The sequence below is a fragment of the Brevibacillus sp. NPDC058079 genome (assembly GCF_042885155.1).
Taxonomy (GTDB): Bacteria; Bacillota; Bacilli; order Brevibacillales; family Brevibacillaceae; genus Brevibacillus.
Window position 1 is genome coordinate 88675 of record NZ_JBHVSO010000005.1, and the last position, 16012, is coordinate 104686.

18 protein-coding genes and 1 pseudogene are annotated in these 16012 nt (G+C 44.5%); 17 read left to right on the forward strand and 2 right to left on the reverse strand.

What is annotated here, in order from left to right:
* Positions 1–4 precede the first annotated feature (4 nt).
* The 8 genes and pseudogenes from ACFVS2_RS16355 to ACFVS2_RS16390 all read left to right on the forward strand — a co-directional run bounded on the left by ACFVS2_RS16355 (position 5) and on the right by ACFVS2_RS16390 (position 5115).
* Positions 5–595, forward strand: a complete 591-nt coding sequence (locus tag ACFVS2_RS16355; protein ID WP_390235632.1) for a CbrC family protein — start codon at positions 5–7, stop codon at positions 593–595.
* 580 nt (positions 596–1175) lie between these two features.
* Positions 1176–1490, forward strand: coding sequence for a hypothetical protein (locus tag ACFVS2_RS16360; protein WP_390235635.1), 315 nt, complete (start codon positions 1176–1178; stop codon positions 1488–1490).
* Positions 1491–1681: 191 nt separating this feature from the next.
* Entirely contained in the window at positions 1682–1921 is a 240-nt protein-coding gene (locus ACFVS2_RS16365; RefSeq protein ID WP_390235638.1) for an HNH endonuclease family protein, read from the forward strand.
* A complete protein-coding gene (locus ACFVS2_RS16370; protein WP_390235640.1) occupies positions 1890–2420 on the forward strand; it encodes a hypothetical protein in 531 nt (176 codons plus the stop codon). The genes ACFVS2_RS16365 and ACFVS2_RS16370 overlap by 32 nt, the downstream gene beginning before the upstream one ends.
* A 381-nt stretch (positions 2421–2801) precedes the next feature.
* A pseudogene (locus ACFVS2_RS16375) lies at positions 2802–2942 on the forward strand (hypothetical protein); the annotation flags it as partial.
* Between the two features lie 23 nt (positions 2943–2965).
* A complete protein-coding gene (locus ACFVS2_RS16380; RefSeq protein ID WP_390235642.1) occupies positions 2966–3469 on the forward strand; it encodes an SMI1/KNR4 family protein in 504 nt (167 codons plus the stop codon).
* Positions 3470–4002: 533 nt separating this feature from the next.
* Positions 4003–4689 (forward strand): hypothetical protein, encoded by a 687-nt coding sequence (locus ACFVS2_RS16385; RefSeq protein ID WP_390236219.1) that lies wholly within the window; start codon positions 4003–4005, stop codon positions 4687–4689.
* A 186-nt stretch (positions 4690–4875) separates the two neighbouring features.
* Entirely contained in the window at positions 4876–5115 is a 240-nt protein-coding gene (locus ACFVS2_RS16390; RefSeq protein ID WP_047071494.1) for a DUF7660 family protein, read from the forward strand.
* A 24-nt stretch (positions 5116–5139) separates the two neighbouring features.
* Here ACFVS2_RS16390 and ACFVS2_RS16395 read toward each other — a convergent pair whose 3' ends face one another.
* Positions 5140–5394, reverse strand: a complete 255-nt coding sequence (locus tag ACFVS2_RS16395; RefSeq protein ID WP_390235645.1) for a hypothetical protein — start codon at positions 5392–5394, stop codon at positions 5140–5142.
* A gap of 310 nt (positions 5395–5704) precedes the next feature.
* Here ACFVS2_RS16395 and ACFVS2_RS16400 point away from each other — a divergent pair, with 310 nt between their 5' ends.
* Genes ACFVS2_RS16400 through ACFVS2_RS16425 form a run of 6 tightly spaced genes read left to right on the forward strand, consistent with a single transcriptional unit; the run spans position 5705 to position 10081 of the window.
* Positions 5705–7174 (forward strand): contractile injection system protein, VgrG/Pvc8 family, encoded by a 1470-nt coding sequence (locus ACFVS2_RS16400; RefSeq protein WP_390235648.1) that lies wholly within the window; start codon positions 5705–5707, stop codon positions 7172–7174.
* A 17-nt stretch (positions 7175–7191) separates the two neighbouring features.
* Complete coding sequence (locus ACFVS2_RS16405; protein WP_390235650.1) at positions 7192–8295, forward strand: pentapeptide repeat-containing protein; 1104 nt, start codon at positions 7192–7194, stop codon at positions 8293–8295.
* 15 nt (positions 8296–8310) lie between these two features.
* The gene (locus tag ACFVS2_RS16410) at positions 8311–8832 is read left to right on the forward strand and encodes an imm11 family protein (protein WP_390235652.1); all 522 of its coding nucleotides are present in this window, start codon (positions 8311–8313) and stop codon (positions 8830–8832) included.
* Complete coding sequence (locus ACFVS2_RS16415; RefSeq protein WP_390235654.1) at positions 8829–9458, forward strand: hypothetical protein; 630 nt, start codon at positions 8829–8831, stop codon at positions 9456–9458. Before ACFVS2_RS16410 ends, ACFVS2_RS16415 begins: the two co-directional genes overlap by 4 nt.
* A 26-nt stretch (positions 9459–9484) precedes the next feature.
* Complete coding sequence (locus ACFVS2_RS16420; protein WP_390235656.1) at positions 9485–9766, forward strand: hypothetical protein; 282 nt, start codon at positions 9485–9487, stop codon at positions 9764–9766.
* A 39-nt stretch (positions 9767–9805) separates the two neighbouring features.
* On the forward strand, positions 9806–10081 hold the full coding sequence (locus ACFVS2_RS16425) for a hypothetical protein (RefSeq protein WP_390235657.1): 276 nt from the start codon (positions 9806–9808) through the stop codon (positions 10079–10081).
* An 82-nt stretch (positions 10082–10163) separates the two neighbouring features.
* On the opposite strand, the gene ACFVS2_RS16430 is transcribed toward ACFVS2_RS16425, so the two are convergent.
* The gene (locus ACFVS2_RS16430) at positions 10164–10772 is read right to left on the reverse strand and encodes an MptD family putative ECF transporter S component (RefSeq protein WP_047071504.1); all 609 of its coding nucleotides are present in this window, start codon (positions 10770–10772) and stop codon (positions 10164–10166) included.
* 444 nt (positions 10773–11216) lie between these two features.
* Between ACFVS2_RS16430 and ACFVS2_RS16435 the strand changes: the two genes are divergently transcribed.
* From ACFVS2_RS16435 to ACFVS2_RS16445, 3 genes are all read left to right on the forward strand, one after another.
* Entirely contained in the window at positions 11217–11996 is a 780-nt protein-coding gene (locus tag ACFVS2_RS16435; protein WP_390235659.1) for a thioesterase II family protein, read from the forward strand.
* A gap of 4 nt (positions 11997–12000) precedes the next feature.
* The gene (locus ACFVS2_RS16440; protein WP_390235660.1) at positions 12001–12735 is read left to right on the forward strand and encodes a 4'-phosphopantetheinyl transferase family protein; all 735 of its coding nucleotides are present in this window, start codon (positions 12001–12003) and stop codon (positions 12733–12735) included.
* A gap of 313 nt (positions 12736–13048) precedes the next feature.
* Positions 13049–16009, forward strand: a complete 2961-nt coding sequence (locus ACFVS2_RS16445) for a salicylate synthase (protein WP_390235661.1) — start codon at positions 13049–13051, stop codon at positions 16007–16009.
* Positions 16010–16012: the final 3 nt, after the last annotated feature.

Below are 16012 nucleotides of genomic sequence, written 5' to 3' on the forward strand. Positions count from 1 at the left end.
TTAAATGAATAACCTACCAATATTTAAGTATCAACCAAATGCGTACGATATTGGAGTATTCAAAAAGGTCCCTGCACAAAATTGTAGTATTTGTAATAAAGAAACGGATTATATCTACGTGGGACCATTTTATTCAATAGACGAAGTTGAAAATGTTTGTCCATGGTGCATTTATGAAGGAACCGCTACTAAGCAACATAATGGTGTCTTACAGGCAGCAGTAGAATATAAGGATCAGTTGTTGTCCGTGACTTATGATGACGAAAATAATGAGTATATGTATTTTATGGGATACGATGAAGTCGAACAGTTTAAAGATGATAACCTAGAGGAGTTACTCTTTCGTACCCCTGGTTACATTTCATGGCAAGAGCCACAATGGTTAAGCCACTGCGATGAATTTTGTGCTTTTATTGGATACGTGAATAAAAGTGAGATATCAGCGACGAAGATAGATTTACGAGATGAAGAATTGTTTGCAATAAAGGAAAACTATGGTATTGATACTTTGGACCAAGTAAGTGAGGATTCAGGAATATATTTGTTTCAGTGTCTTAAATGCGGACAACATAGAGTTCATATTGATCACACATAATTTGTGAAAAGAATGATGTTACTAGCTACTTAGAGTTGTTTCAAGTACGTTATCGAAAATTTATTATGAATGGCTTATTCCAACCTTTCAACTAAGTTGGAATGAGCCTTTTTTGCATCTTCCAGCCATAGGTTTGTGTACAACTGATAGGGACAGTTGATAGGGAAGTGAGACACCTATGATGCAGAATACGTGCGCACCTCTATGACTTGGGGCGGAAGAAGATACGGTATGTGATTAACCAAACGCTGACCTACACAGGTTCTTATGGAACTGGAGGAAATTGGAGTAACCAAAACGTATTATGTATTTGAAGAAACTAAGAAACCAGCAACAGGAAAAGGAACTGCATAGGATATTTTTAATATTACTAGTTTTGAAAGGATATAAAAATGAATCAAGAACTAAGAATACTAATAAATAAACTTATTGGCGGTGAAATAACAGATCTAGAATTTTTGGATTTGTTCAAGGGAAATATAGAAATAACTAGCTACATTGACAACCTGTTAGAAGTTATTTGTAGAGAAAAAATAAAGATGACCTAGGATTACTATTTTATATAGGATTTACATTTGATTTGTTTGATGAAAGACATTTGGAAATGTTAAACCAGTTAATTACTGAAGCTTGGCATAAGGCACATGAGGATATTGCTGGCTTGCTTCAATATTTTCAATCAAATTCATCGGTAGAAAGTCTTTATAAAGCAGCATTAACAAAATTTGAGTATCTTCATTACACAAATGCCCTTGCCATAAAATGTATTTGGGCTCTAGGTGATATAAATACGCCAGAGTCTAAAGAGAAATTAGAACTCTTAAGTAAATCAAAGGAAAAAGAAATGAAAAAGAATGCTTTACACCAATTAAAAAGAATCTCAATAACAAAGTAGTGTAAAATTTACCAAAGTGAACACATTTATGAAATATTCGAAAAAGCGACAGGTGGTTTAGTTACTTGTCGCTTTTTGAAATTTTTTATAATCGAATTTAAGGAGAGAGACTTCAAAAGTAGATATAACCGCAAATAATACCGGTTACAATAAAAATTGCATCCCCCACTAATCGATCAGGAAATTACAGAGTGGCAAATACAGAAGCTAAATTGAATAAGGATACGGATTCACCAGTACCGGCACCTGATAAAGCACCTGAAGGTTATATAAAGCATCATCATGAAGATGGAACAATAATGATTCTTGTTGAAAAAGTTATTCATAGGGAGTTTCCTCTTAGAAGATTAAGTGGAGTATTGGGAGTACAGTTAAAAGATGTTTCGAAAGGTGAGGAATATGATCGAATTATTAATCGGAAAAATAGATAAAATTAGTGGAATATTAAGTGACGACCCATTTAGTCTGACCTTTGCGGACATTACTAAAAATACGAATGAAGCACAATTCAAAAATTCCGAGAATAGTCTTTTAAAAGATTATTACTTGATTACAGATCGATATGAAAGATTAATTGGAGGGGTTATCAATATTTTTGGTCATCGGCAAGTTGCCGATATTCAGTTTTATGTAGAGGAAATGCAAAGGTTTGATGGTGACTGGATCTGTATAGGAAAAATTGAAAGGTATCCTTTGTTCATTAATAAGGAAAATGGTCAAGTAACGTGTTTATTTGGAGATCCCTTAGATCAAAATTTTGTTTTGGAATCGTATGGAGACTTCTATAACTTCTTACTTAACTATTTTCTAGGAGAACGATATGGAGAAATTGGATTGAAGTTTGTTGAATCTGGAGGAAGTATAAATACCGTTGGTTCAAAAGATGATGAATGGTATAAAATGTTAGAAGAGAATGGTTTGTTAACATAGCAAGAGTCTTTCAATACAACTAGAGAAATACTTTCACCTGATAAACGAAAAAAGGCTTATTCCATCTTGAAAGATGAGGATGGATAAGCCTTTTTTCATGCCAAAGAAACGAGACCGTCATGTTCTATTTTTATACGAAACATTAGCCATAGTGGTCAGATGCGGGCGCGGTGTTCCAATCCGGGGTTGAAGCGGTTCTTCAACTGAGATGTGCTACAAGGGGATATGGCGGACGGGCAGACGTTTAACCGTTTTGCTTATGTGAATGTGGATCCGATTGGGTCCATTGATCCGTTGGGGTTGATTAAGTGTGAAGTAGTTAAAGAGTATGATGTCGTACCGTAACGTCCAGCCAGTGGAAAATATGGACTTGAGAATCATTATGGTGTAATGAACGAATGGGCAAAACAAAATGTACCGGGATACTCTGAAATAGTTAATATTTCTCCTACAGTAGAATTAAGTAAAGAGAATAACGAAGAGACTATTCAGATAACCTTAGATAATCATTATATGATTTAGACTAAAAATGGAGGGAGTAATTAATGAATATCAAAGAAATTATCGACAAAATAAAAGGTTTTGACAATTGTGTTATACATCCATCTATAGGTTTACCCAAGATTGAAGACCCACACATATTACCAGATGATGTGAAAGAGTTCTATGAGCTTTGCGGGGGGATTGAATTATTTAAAGATGAAGATTTTGGTGTAGACATTGTATCTCCAAAAAAATTCGAATTAGCAAATCCGGTTATAGTAAAAGAGTTATGTGAATATGATATCTCTTCTAATTGGTTTATTGTTGCCGATGATAGAAATGGAGACTATCTCACAATTGATCTTCATAAAGATAGATTAGGTAAATGTTATGATAGTCATTGGGATTGTCATGCTATTGCAGGTAGTTGTGCGATTATAGCCAACTCTTTTACGGACTTACTTAATAGACTTATAGTGACAAAAGGTGAAGGCACAACATGGTATTGGTATGAAGAGGATTTTGAGTCTCTTGGAGATGCTTATGATGGTACCGATTTAGATTAACAATGAGATAGTAAATAAGGACTACTTATACCTCAAGCGAGTAATATTGTCAGCTTGTCTGGGGTTTCTTTTTTTTAGTTCCAAAGTGTATCACATCCAGAAGACCTTAATTTGGTTACTCGGAAAAAAAAGAAGGTTTATCTATTGAACAAATAGTAGACAAACTATTGAACTATCAACCAATTATTTTACCATCTTCACTAAGAGTAACATGACAAGCTAGAAGTGTGTTTCGAGTAACTTCCGAATTTTCCGTAAATTAGCACGACCTAACTATAGGGATATTCCACCAAATTAGGAGAGGGATATGCCTATTTTGTCTAAATCCATGAACTATGACGTCAAGACAATGTACTATGTGGCAGACAATAACGCAGACTCGGCCTAGTACTCTCCTAGGTTTTTGTGTTCTCCCAAATCCCACACTTTCCCCTTACTTTTCACGAGGTTATCCCGAACATTCCCAACGCTCGTACGGTACGATTGGTTTGTAAGAAACAATAGAAGACAGGGAGTGTTCACACGTGAAAAAAATGCTTTCCGTATCTGTAATCGCAGCGAGCTTGCTGGTAACGAGTGCAGTTGGAGCTTTTGCCGCTGAGAAAGAAGGGAAAGAAGCAGGGTGGAAGAGCCTGCCTGAAGTTCAAGCACTAAAAGCACTGCAAGTGGAGCAAAAAGCTCTCCAAGATAAACTGAAAGCTCAAACCCAGACCAACAAACAAGCATGGGACATTCTTTGGGGCGAGGTGACGCCAGAAGTACGTGAAACCGTGAAAAGCGCGCTGGCAGAGACAAAGCCGCTGCGTGAAGAGAACAAGGCGCTGTCTGCTGAATTGAAAGAAGCGAAGAAAGCAAAGGATAAAGAAAAGGTAACGAGCATCAAGGCTGAAATCGCCGCAAACCATACCGCCATCGAAGAAAAACTGGCGCATATCCAAACAGAATTGACCCAAGTAAAAGAGAAAAAAGCGTCCTTCAAAGAGATGAACCAAGAATTGAAGCCAATCCGCACAGAAAAGAAAGAGAACAAAGAGCAAGCAAAAGAACTGAAAGCAAATGAGAAAAACACAGTGAAAGTAGCAAAAGAAGTATTCAAGGCTGGTGACAAGGAGCAAGCAGCTGCATCCTTGCAAGAGGCTGCTGATCTGTTGAAAGAACTGATACAGGTACAAAGCGAGATTTTGGAGCAAAAGCAAGCGATTTCCGAGATTATTCAATAAGGAACGTCTACGAGAGTAGTGACAGCCCGAATCCTGTTATCGACTAAACAGATGTTCCCCCTCACATAAGAGACAGAAAGCCCGTTGCACGCCAGCGGGCTTTTTTCATTTCTCCAATTCGTCAAACTCCTATGAAGCATCTATACTTAAATGGAAGATAAAGACATAGGGGAGGAGGAGTTTCGCATGGATATTCTAGAGAGAGCGGGTACGGTTGAGAGTAGAGAGGATATGGTTCAATTCATTTCTCATTTGATTAAGGATTATCAGCAAAACAAAAAAGAGTGGGCGAATATATCACTTGAAGAGTTCCTAAGTGGGATGGAGTCATGGATTGAGGATTGCGATAATATGTTAGCTGATCTTGAAGGTGTAGACTGGAATTTGTTTGCTACCATTTTAATTGCAGGAAGCCGTTATGAGTAAATAGGAAAGGCCCTTGAACCAAATTCAAGGGCTTTTGACGATATAAGGGTTATCCAGTTCATCTCCGAGATTATCCAGGTCTCGCGTAATATTAATGATAATTAAGTATTTTGATTTGCCTTTATGCTTTCCCAAGTCTACAACTTGATGAACCTCGATTAGATCGTTTTCATACTCTTTCTGAGAGTAGCAGATTTCAATTAACGAGGATGAAAGGTCTGTGTTGTCCCAATTAGCTACTTCCAGTTCTACAAATACTTGATTTTTCTTTATGTTCACCTGGCTTCTCTCCCTTATTTGATCTCTATTAATCCCCTTATCATCCTATAAATGGTAGCGTAATTACAAATCGCAGGAATAGACGAGGTGAAAGAAGGACTTTCATCAGGCTCTCGAGCAGATAAGAAATGGTACGAAGCCCCTCCCCATGCCTCCAAATCATACCATCCAGGACTAACGACCCATTCAAAAAATCCCAAATAATACCGATTGTAAGATTGTGTGTAAAATAATGGTCTTATTTGGAAGGGTGAATCCATTTCCCTAGGAGCATCGGAGGAGGGGGTTCATCTGGCAGGGAGGGGATACCATGAGCAATCGAACACTCACTTATGGAGATATACAAGTTTCGCCCTATGAATTTACTCATCTGCAAACGATGAAAGTCGTGAAAAAGATGAACGAGCATGCGCGACTGACGCTCACGGGAATCATTTCTGAAGAGCGAAAAGATAGCTACGTAAACCAGACAAATGCGCAAACACTGATCAGTGTGGCACTGGCGGATGAATCGGGCAAGCCGAAAACATGGTTCCAGGGAATCGTCTTGCGCGTCCATGTCAAAGCGGTACGCGGTATTTATTACTTGTCGCTGGAGGCAATTTCTCATACCTATTTGTTGGATGTCAAAACGAGAAAGCGTTCGTTTCAAAACCCGGAGATGACCTACGCGGGGCTCGTAAAAACGGTGCTGTCCGGTTACGGAAAAGCTGACTTTATTGACTCTGTTACGAACGGCAAAGCTTTGAATACGTTTGTCATGCAGTATGAAGAAACCGATTGGCAGTTCCTGAAGAGGATGGCGTCGCGCTTTTATACAGGTTTGATCCCGACAACGGCTTTTGACATTCCAAAGTTTTATTTCGGTTTGCCAAAAGGTCAAGATAAAGGAAAGCTTGCGGTTAGTCATTATACGGTGCATAAGCGTGTCGGGGATTATCAGAGTGATGCAGAGAACAAGGTTCCAGGAATCGATGACCAAGACTATACCGTGTATGAAGTGCAGAGCGAACGAGTGCTGGAGGTCGGCAATGAGGTGAACTTCAAATCCAGACCACTTGTGGTCGGAGAAGCGGTCACGGAGATGAAGGAAGGCATTGTCACGCATACATACAAGCTTTATCCACGCCTAGGTCTGGCGCGTAAGAAGCAGTATAACCATGCCATCATCGGGGCGTCCATCCAGGGCCGGGTGCTGCAAGTCCAGAAGGACAATGTGCGAGCCAAGCTGGATATGGATGATCAGCAGGATCAGAGCACGGCATATTGGTTCCCTTACTCCACCATTTATGCTTCCGAGGATCAAACCGGATGGTATGTCATGCCAGAGCTGAACGACCAGATTCGGATTTATTTCCCGAGCAAAAAAGAAGAGGACGGTATCGCGATCAGCTCTGTTCTCAAGGAAATTCCAGACGACGACAAGCCAGCTCCCAAGCAGAAATCCTCACCGAAAAGCAGTTCAGGAGGAGGTGGCGGGGGAGACCGGATGAAGGACCCTGCTGTAAAAACGTTTCGTACCAAGTATGGCAAGGAAATCGTACTGGCTCCTGACAAAATTGTGATCACGACAGGTGATATGTCGATCACGATCAGTGATACGAGTGGAATCGATATCCAGAGTAGCCAGAATGTGAACATTACAGCCGGTAAGGACATGAAACTGTCAGCTGCTTCTCTTCATATTAGTGCGGATAAAGTAGAACTGAGTGGAAAAGGAAATACAATCAAACTGGAAGAGAAGATCGAGATGAAAGGTTCGGAAATCAAGATGAACTAGAGGGGGCACTGACATCGATGAAGAAAGAGGAAGCGCTCCAGCATCTGCACGATAACATCTTCCTGCCAGCGTTGGCTGAAAGCGTAGCGGCACTCGAGCGCTATTTCCAGCAAAACAAGGATCAGCTCGTCCGGGAGTTCGTGGAGTCTTTTCGGCAAATACTCCAGCATTTTGCCTTCATGCAGAACAATCAGGAGCTTCCCCCTGTCGGTTTTATTCACTACTCGTTACTTCGGACAACGGTATTGGATGGCACACACACATTTTTGATAGAGGCTTATACGGATCAATGGTACTGGGAGCCAGTGGAATGCTATGCACGGTACGATGCAGCGTGGGCATTGCAAGAGGTGTCCACGCTCATTTCGCTACTGGACGAACGCCGAAAAATGTACATGGGGATCATACATGCAGCTGATGTGGAGTATATGGTGTTAAAGGAAATGGAGCTTTTCTGTCAGTTTGTCACAGCGCTTGTCCGAGTAGCGATTCCGGAAGTCATCAAGCTGCCTGAGTACCAACAGATTAGGAAAGCGGATCGTCTGTACATACGAGTGGGCGAATTCAAAGACATCAGCGAAGTGGTGTACGTAGAAGAGCGAATCAAGCGGGAGGAGAAGGAGAGCAGAAGCCTGCTTGGGCAACCAAAAGGAACGTTTTGCACCCATGAAACATTCGCCCACATGGATTTGCCGCGAAGCAATGTGGATGCACTGGATTTGCGCTATTGTGATTTTAGTGGTAGTAATTTTACGGACAGTCAGTTCCGTGAGTGTGTCCTATTCGGAACAAGATGGGTAAAGAGCAAGCTTCAACGCACCGATTTCAGCCATTCGCTTCTTTGTGATGCCGATTTTCGTCATGCTAACTTGAGTGGAGCCATCTTTTCTTATGCCGAGGGACAAGGAGTGAGTGCGGACGAGCTGCATCGTGTACCGGGCTTACTTGGTGTCCAATTTGCATATGCTGATTTGGAAGGAGCGGATTTTCGCCATTCTCGTCTGTATCATGCGAATTTTCATGGAGCGAATTTGCGGAATGCCGTTTTTTTCGAGAAGGACCGGGAGCGCTTTGCATTGAGTGAAGCACAGATGCAGCAGATTGATTGGAAAACGGAATAAAGGAGGCGGGATGATATGCGCGATTATTATTTGCTAGCAGATGATGGACGAATAGCTCAAAAGGTCGTACCATCGGGTCTGGGGCTGCAAAAGGAAAACACCTTCGAGCAACTCCCTCCGATATCCGTTCTCGAGGTGAACACGGATGGGGCCAATACCTACACAGATTGGTTGGAAAAGCCGATGCCGATGATTTCGGAGCGGATGAAAACCATTACTGCCAAATACAATCCCAGCGTGCAATGGAAGCGCGTCGATTTGATCGACAGCGAAACCAATCTGCGAAACGTCTACTGGGCCATGCAAGTACCTGCTGTAGATTGCCTTTCAATGGAGACGGCATTTCATTTGAACGGAACTGTAAAGAGGCTTGTATTAGATACCGATAAGATAAAGGCACATCATTTCTTTAAAGTTCAAGGGATTTTGGAGCCGTATATCGTGGTGAGTCTGGATGCTGCGGAAAGCTTCCTTCGCAGAAGCTTGAACGGATTTGTTTTGCAAAAAGTAGAGCAGGCACTGCGGAGGGAGCTATGACGATCTACTGGGATGAAAAGATTTTGGATGTATGGAACAGCATCCAGACACGGCGTCAACTCGCTGAAAGGGAAGAACAACAGGTGCAATTGACGCTTGCGGAGTGTCTGGATGGCGTGCGAAATGGCTACCTGGAGTACGAAGGACGCAGATTCGAATTCGCGGAGAAACTCCTCTTTGACGGGCAGCTCGGCATTCAGTTGCCCCATTCGATGCAGCTCATACCGAGGGGGCGCGGGTCAAATAGCGGAGGGAATTCTCAGCACGAGCAGATTTCCTATAAAGAGGAAGAGAGCGCGGTCATGCTCGGGATGAATCATATGGCACATCTGTTGCCGATGAGCGGAGTGGAACCGTTTGTGCAGGCGATGACAGCACAAGTCAAAAAGGCGCAGGCAGGCTTGCAGGTCGTACATCATGAGCTTATCGAGCTGGATGGATGCAGGATTGCCTGCAGCGAATTCATCATTCCGATTGAGGACAAAACCTACTATCAAATCTTGTTCGCGACATCGGTAAATGGGCGGGCACTACTCGGAAGCTTTCATTTTGAGTCTGAGGAAGTGCTCGTTTGGCAGCCTCTGGCTCATGCGTTGATTCGCACACTACGGGTAGAGAAAATTTGATCATGACATAACAGGGAGGTTTCGAATTGGAACAGCAGCAACATCCACAGCAATTGCAAGTGAGCGTGCCTGAAAATGAGCAGGTCATGTCAGTCAAGGATTGGTTGATTACTTTTTTAATTATGATGGTGCCCGTGGTCAATCTCGTGATGTATTTTGTTTGGGCATTTGGCAGTGAAGGCAATCTAAACAGAAAGAACTGGGCCAAAGCGAACTTGCTCATCTTAGGTGTTTGCATCGGGTTGTACTTGAGCGTTTTCTTTTTAATTTTGATCTTGGCATTCATTGGAGCTTCGATTGAACAATAGCGAGAACGGTGGATTGGCAAAAAACGTGGAGGGTGTAAAATGGATCACCAAACGTATGTGGAAGGAAGCGTAGCGGAAAACGAAAAGGTCATGACAATGAAAGATTGGATTCTCGTCTCGTTGTTCATGATGATTCCGATCGCGAATATTGTTTTGTTATTTGTCTGGGCTTTTGGCTCAGATGGGAATCTGAATCGTAAAAATTGGGCAAAAGCCGGCTTGTTGTTAATGGCCATTCTTTTAGGTTTATACTTCGTCTTTGGTACGATAATCGCAATTATCACGTTTATTTTAATCGCCATGGAAGGGCAATAAGGGACGATACTAAGACGTCGATCAGGCATATTCCAACTCGAATCACCGAGGAGGAATATGCCTTGTTTTTTTACACGGAGCATTACACCAGTTTTGCTTTTTTGACGTGCTTTTTCATCAACAGATTGCCGAAATAGCAGCCGAGCAATCCGCCGACAAACGAAATCGAGCACATGATGAGAATCATACTGGGGGTTTCAAAGTAATAGAGCATCGCAGAAAGCTGCTCGGGTGTATAGCTTTTTTCCAAGGTCGCGAGATACGATTCGCGGAAGAAAATAAGCGGGACTACCCCGCAAAGCGAATAGCCGACATAAAAAACAGAATAGCTGATCGCATTGCGCACAGGATTCAGATAAGAGCCTTTTCCCCATAGGATCAGTTCGCAGATGAGTCCGATAACAGCTAAGGTAAGTAAGTAATTCGCGTAGCCAAAACCGACAAAATACAATCCAGTCAAGACAGCTGTAAAAAATAGAGTCCCAGGCTTGGCGATTTTATTAGACATGACCATATAAATCGGACCGTTGAGTAGGGCAGTAAAGCCGCCAACCAGTAAATGAGAAACAACGGTAATAATCGGGGCGATCGTCATCAGTATCAGCATGACGACGTTAAAGATCGCGAGCGTAATAATATCCCGCATGGTCCATCTGCCGCTTTGGGCAGCTAATGATGTTTGGGCTTGCATGTAACATCCTCCCTCAGACATAAGTAGCCGATCTGCATGACTAACTCTCTCTACTAGCGATCCCCCTTTTGTAGGAATGCTGGAAAACAGTTTGCTAGCTGTACGCACGGTTGTCAGCATAAGAACACAATATTGATAATGAGAATCGTTGTCAAAATAAAAAAAGCTCAAATTTCAATATTTTGGGATATTTTTCGAGCTTTTTCGCCTATTATCTCCGTATTTTTCCGTTTTTCTTGAACAATCGCCAAAATATTACAAGTTGGAGGATCCGCAAAATAATCATTCTGGTGAACGTAGGACGAGTAAATCAGGGATAATCGCGGAAATGTACCAGAAAACGGAAAAAGAGGGGCTTGTATCTATTTGGCAATGATGCATGAGAATCATTATCATGTTCGTTGTATTAAGCGTTTAAGCAAGAGACGAAATGGAGGAGTACATATGAGCATGGATACGATAGCGAAATCATGGCTGCTAGCTCAGCCGCAAGCAAAAGACAGCGTTCGCCTGTTTTGTTTTCCTTACGCAGGGGGAGGGGCCTCGATTTACAGGGGATGGGCACAGGCTTTTCCCAGTGATGTTGGAGTTTACCCACTTCAGCTGCCAGGGAGGGAAAACAGAATTGCCGAGCGATCTTACTCAGATATGGGAGCACTCGTGGAAGATCTGGCCCAAGTGATTCATCCGTATTTGGATCGCCCGTTTCTATTTTTCGGTCACAGTATGGGAACGCGAATTGCCTTTGAGCTGGTACGTACCATACGGAGCAAATGGGGGCGTCTTCCGCTTGGCCTCATCGTTTCAGGAGGACGAGCTCCACACATCCCGGAGCCGAAGCCTATTTACCATTTGCCTGATGATGAATTTGTCGCAGCGCTGCGACGCTTTTCCGGAACACCAGAGGCGATCCTGCAAAGCAAGGAGCTCATGCAGTTGTTCATGCCGCTATTGCGTGCGGACTTTACCCTCGACGAAACCTATGTGTATGCCGAGGAGCCCCCGCTTGATTGTCCGATTGCTGCGTATTGCGGGACAGAGGATGAGGAAGCCACGCAGGAAGAAATGGAGGCTTGGGCTAGCCATACAAGTGCCGGATTTACGTTGGAAATGGTAAACGGGGGACATTTTTTCCTGACGACAAACAAAGAGGTGCTTCTGCAATCGGTAACTAAAATGATCGGACAATACCGGCGTGCGGTAGCAGGAAAAAGGGAGCACTAACGGGATGCAGCAGGTGCGAATAACCCACTTGTCTGAGAGGACAAAATCAGCTCTGGAGGAATCGTCTTCGTTGTTACTGGCTAAAGGGGAAGTACATATTTGGTTGACGTCTATGCAAGCATGGGAACACAGGATGCAGGAGCTGGAAGGCGTGCTGTCTGCCGAAGAACTCGATAAACGGGAACGATTTCATTTCCACGCAGACAGGGAACGCTATGCTGTCGCACATGGACTGCTGAGAAGAATGATTGGGCGGTACCAAGGGATTTCTCCTCGCGCGGTTCAATGGGAGTACAATTCGAACGGGAAACCGTTTTTATGTGGACCAAACAGTGATTCCGAAGCACTTTTTTTCAATCTGTCGCATTCGCATGAGCTTGTGGCGGTCGCTTTATCACGCGATCGCCTTCTCGGCGTTGACGTGGAGCAATTGCGACACATCCCGGAAATGGAACAGCTCATGAGCTACTTTCACCCGGTGGAGCGAGAGGGAATCTTGCGTTTACCTTCTGATGAGCGGCAGCAGGCTTTTTTTGATTGCTGGACACGCAAGGAGGCTTTTGTCAAAGCGACAGGGGAGGGCCTGAGCCGTCCTCTCGATTCTTTTTTCATGGAAAAACAGGATGGCAGCTTCACGGTAAATGGAGATGGAGTCAGGAGCGGGGATTGGAAAGTTTACGGGTTTACGCCTGTCAGAGGCTATGCGGGAGCAGTTGCAATCGGGATAGGAAGACCGTAAATCGGAGTACTTGAAACGAGAATCATCTATTATACTGATAAACTTTATCGGGTTTAATGAGGTTATATAAGTGTGTAAGAATATGGAAAACTTACAGTGAGAAACGAAGAAATCGTGAGAAAACGGAAGATAATCTAGCCTATTTTTCCCAAATGTAGAAAAAACAGCTTACAGATGAAATTGACAATGAGAATCACTATCAATATCTTGTTGTTAGACAAACCAACACGATGCGTACAACGACAAGGCAGTCTCTGCATGATCCGGCTTCGGGCGCAAAGAGTGACCCGCAGTTACACAGGAGGAGGACGGAATGAAAGTAAGTACGGAGTGGTATGAGCAAGCTGCAATAGCTTATGAACAGCGTGGTTTTTGGGAGCCGCTGACACTTGGGCAGCAATTGCGCAAATGGGCGGAACAGTACCAGAACAAAGAAGCGCTGGTGGGGGACGAGGAGAGGCTCACTTATCGCGAGCTCGACAGCAAGGTGGATGCGCTTGCTTCCGGTTTTTATCACATGGGAATTCAAAAAGGCGACAATGTAGCCGTACAGCTTCCAAATCGAATTTCTTTCGTACTGACTTGCTTTGCCCTGTTTCGCATCGGCGCTGTGCCGATTCTCGTATTGCCTGCCCACAGAGAGGCTGAATTGGACGGGATTTTTGCACTCGCGAAGCCAGTTGCCTACATCATTCCAACGACGTTTCTCGGTTTTGATTATACGAAGATGGCAGAAGATTTAGTCAAAAAACATACATCGGTCAAATTCGTCATGACGGATGGGGACAGCCCGATCGGGAGGAACTTGGCTGAAATAAGCGGACCGCCAATCGAGCTGGAAGCCCCTTCGTACAAAGACACTGCGTTATTGCTGTTGTCTGGCGGTACGACAGGGATACCGAAGCTGATTCCTAGAACCCACGCAGATTACGTCTACAATGCAAAAGCAACCGCAGCCCGTTGCCAACTGACAGAGAAAAGCGTCTATCTCGCAGTTTTGCCGATTGCCCATAATTTCCCTCTGTGCTGCCCAGGTATCTTAGGCACACTGTCCGTTGGCGGTAAGATCGTGCTATGTAAAACTACTAGCTGCGACGAAGCCTTTCCGCTGATTGAGAAAGAGCGTGTGACCATTACTGGTCTCGTGCCTTCGATCGTACAAGTATGGCAGGAAGTGCTGGAATGGGATACAGAAAGCGACCTGTCGAGTCTGGAGGTTCTTCAGGTTGGCGGCTCCATGCTGGATGATAATCTCGCCAGCCGCATCACGCAAGAATGGAAATGCAAGCTCCAGCAAGTATTTGGGATGGCCGAGGGGCTCATCTGCTGCACATCACTGGATGATCTAGAGTCGATCATTACCAGCTGCCAGGGCCGTCCGATTTCTGAAGGGGATGAAGTGCGAATCGTGGATGAGCATGGAAACGATGTCGCGCCAGGTGAATACGGAGAATTGATTGTGCGGGGACCGTATACGATTCGCGGCTACTACAGAGCGGAGGAACAAAACCGCGAGAGCTTTACGCCTGATGGCTTTTATCGCTCTGGGGACAAGGCTAGAATCACGCCAGAAGGAAATATTCAGATCGGTGGACGGATCAAAGAGCAAATCAACCGAGCGGGCGAAAAAATCATGCCGGCTGAAGTAGAAACGTACCTGCGCATGCACCCAGCAATTAAAGACGCGGCGCTGATCACACTTCCCGATCCAGTACTGGGCGAGAAAAGCTGCGCATTTTTGATCACCGACGACGAAACGATCAGCCTGGCGGACGTCCATGCCTTCTTCCAGGAAAAAGGGGTGGCACGCTACAAAATGCCGGATCAAATCGAACTCATTGATTTCTGGCCGCTGACCAGCGTCGGAAAAGTCAATAAAGCCAAGCTAAAAGAACTGGCGTTAGCGCCAAAGTCAAAGGCGAAGCCAGCGGACATCGCCTATCTGGAAGAGACGTTTGCTTTTGCAGGTGATGCGCATATGGCAGCGGCGCTGATTGCAGAGCGCAGCGGGTATGAAAACTACCTGCTCTATGAAAACGGAGATGAGCTATCGCTAGGAATGGGGATTCATGCGCTTCTTTACGTGGATGGGGAGCAGACGACTTTGACTTATCGCAACGAGACTCTCCGTTTCGACAACAACGAGCTTAGTGAGACGCTCGAAAAAGCAATGGCACAGGTGCCGATTCAAAACTGGCGCGCTTATGGAACCGTCAATTTTGGCATGGCGCGTTATTATCAAGGTTTGCCGCTCATGCCAGAAGAGGATGGCTTGCTCAAGCTATTTATTCCTGAGGTTGAGCTGCGGTTCAACAAAGGCACGGTCCTATTGAGAGCCTTGCGTGAAGAGAAGCGGAGCGAATTCAGCCAACTGCTACGCGAGCTGTCTATGAACACGCAAGCCGAGCAACAGCTGACCCAAAGAGTGGACAAGCCAAAGCTGTCCGTCCCGCAAGCCGATACATACGACGCTGAAGCCTACATGCAAAACGTGGCCGAAGCTGTACGCGAGATACAGGAACGCAAATACCACAAGGTCATCTTGTCGCGAAAAATTCCGCTTGATCACGAGCTGGATCTGGTTGCGAGCTATATTGCTGGCAGACGAGTGAATACGCCGGCACGCTCTTTCCTCGTTAGCTTGGATGGTCTCGGTGCGGCTGGTTTTAGTCCGGAGACGGTAGTAGAAGTCGATAGCGACGGATGGGTGAGTACCTTCCCACTCGCGGGAACACGGGCAAAAGGCAACAGTGAAGACGAGGCGAACAGGCTCAAGGAAGAGCTGCTGAATGACCCGAAGGAAATTGCCGAGCACGCTGTTTCCGTCAAGCTGGCATTCGAAGAGCTGAAAATCGTTTGCGACTCAACAAGTATCGTCTTGAGCGATTTTATGTCAGTAGCTAGCCGAGGAACGGTTCAGCATATCGCTTCTCGCTTGAAAGGGAAGCTGAAACAAGAATGCAATTCGTGGGATGCCTTCCGCGCATTGTTCCCAGCTGTTACCGCTTCGGGAATCCCGAAAAAAGAATCGATTGAAGCGATTGGCAGATTAGAGACGGTGCCACGAGGTCTGTACAGCGGATGCGTCATGACTTTTGACAGCGACGGTGCCATGGATGCCGCTCTTGTGCTGCGAACGATTTATCAAAAGGACAAGCAAGCTTGGCTTCATGCCGGAGCAGGTGTCGTCGAAATGTCTTTGCCGTCCAGAGAACTGGAAGAAACGCGTGAAAAACTGAGCAGCTTCTCCAGGCAGCTGATTGGAAAAGAATAGGGG

Bases quoted from the DNA above. Each gene is read 5' to 3' on its own strand.
- ACFVS2_RS16435 (WP_390235659.1), top strand. From the start codon at position 11,217: ATGAGCATGGATACGATAGCGAAATCATGGCTGCTAGCTCAGCCGCAA.
- ACFVS2_RS16410 (WP_390235652.1), top strand. From the start codon at position 8,311: ATGCGCGATTATTATTTGCTAGCAGATGATGGACGAATAGCTCAAAAG.
- ACFVS2_RS16440 (WP_390235660.1), top strand. From the start codon at position 12,001: ATGCAGCAGGTGCGAATAACCCACTTGTCTGAGAGGACAAAATCAGCT.
- ACFVS2_RS16370 (WP_390235640.1), top strand. From the start codon at position 1,890: ATGATCGAATTATTAATCGGAAAAATAGATAAAATTAGTGGAATATTA.
- ACFVS2_RS16415 (WP_390235654.1), top strand. From the start codon at position 8,829: ATGACGATCTACTGGGATGAAAAGATTTTGGATGTATGGAACAGCATC.
- ACFVS2_RS16425 (WP_390235657.1), top strand. From the start codon at position 9,806: ATGGATCACCAAACGTATGTGGAAGGAAGCGTAGCGGAAAACGAAAAG.
- ACFVS2_RS16400 (WP_390235648.1), top strand. From the start codon at position 5,705: ATGAGCAATCGAACACTCACTTATGGAGATATACAAGTTTCGCCCTAT.
- ACFVS2_RS16430 (WP_047071504.1), bottom strand. From the start codon at position 10,772: ATGCAAGCCCAAACATCATTAGCTGCCCAAAGCGGCAGATGGACCATG.
- ACFVS2_RS16405 (WP_390235650.1), top strand. From the start codon at position 7,192: ATGAAGAAAGAGGAAGCGCTCCAGCATCTGCACGATAACATCTTCCTG.
- ACFVS2_RS16390 (WP_047071494.1), top strand. From the start codon at position 4,876: ATGGATATTCTAGAGAGAGCGGGTACGGTTGAGAGTAGAGAGGATATG.
- ACFVS2_RS16355 (WP_390235632.1), top strand. From the start codon at position 5: ATGAATAACCTACCAATATTTAAGTATCAACCAAATGCGTACGATATT.
- ACFVS2_RS16385 (WP_390236219.1), top strand. From the start codon at position 4,003: ATGCTTTCCGTATCTGTAATCGCAGCGAGCTTGCTGGTAACGAGTGCA.
- ACFVS2_RS16380 (WP_390235642.1), top strand. From the start codon at position 2,966: ATGAATATCAAAGAAATTATCGACAAAATAAAAGGTTTTGACAATTGT.
- ACFVS2_RS16445 (WP_390235661.1), top strand. From the start codon at position 13,049: ATGAAAGTAAGTACGGAGTGGTATGAGCAAGCTGCAATAGCTTATGAA.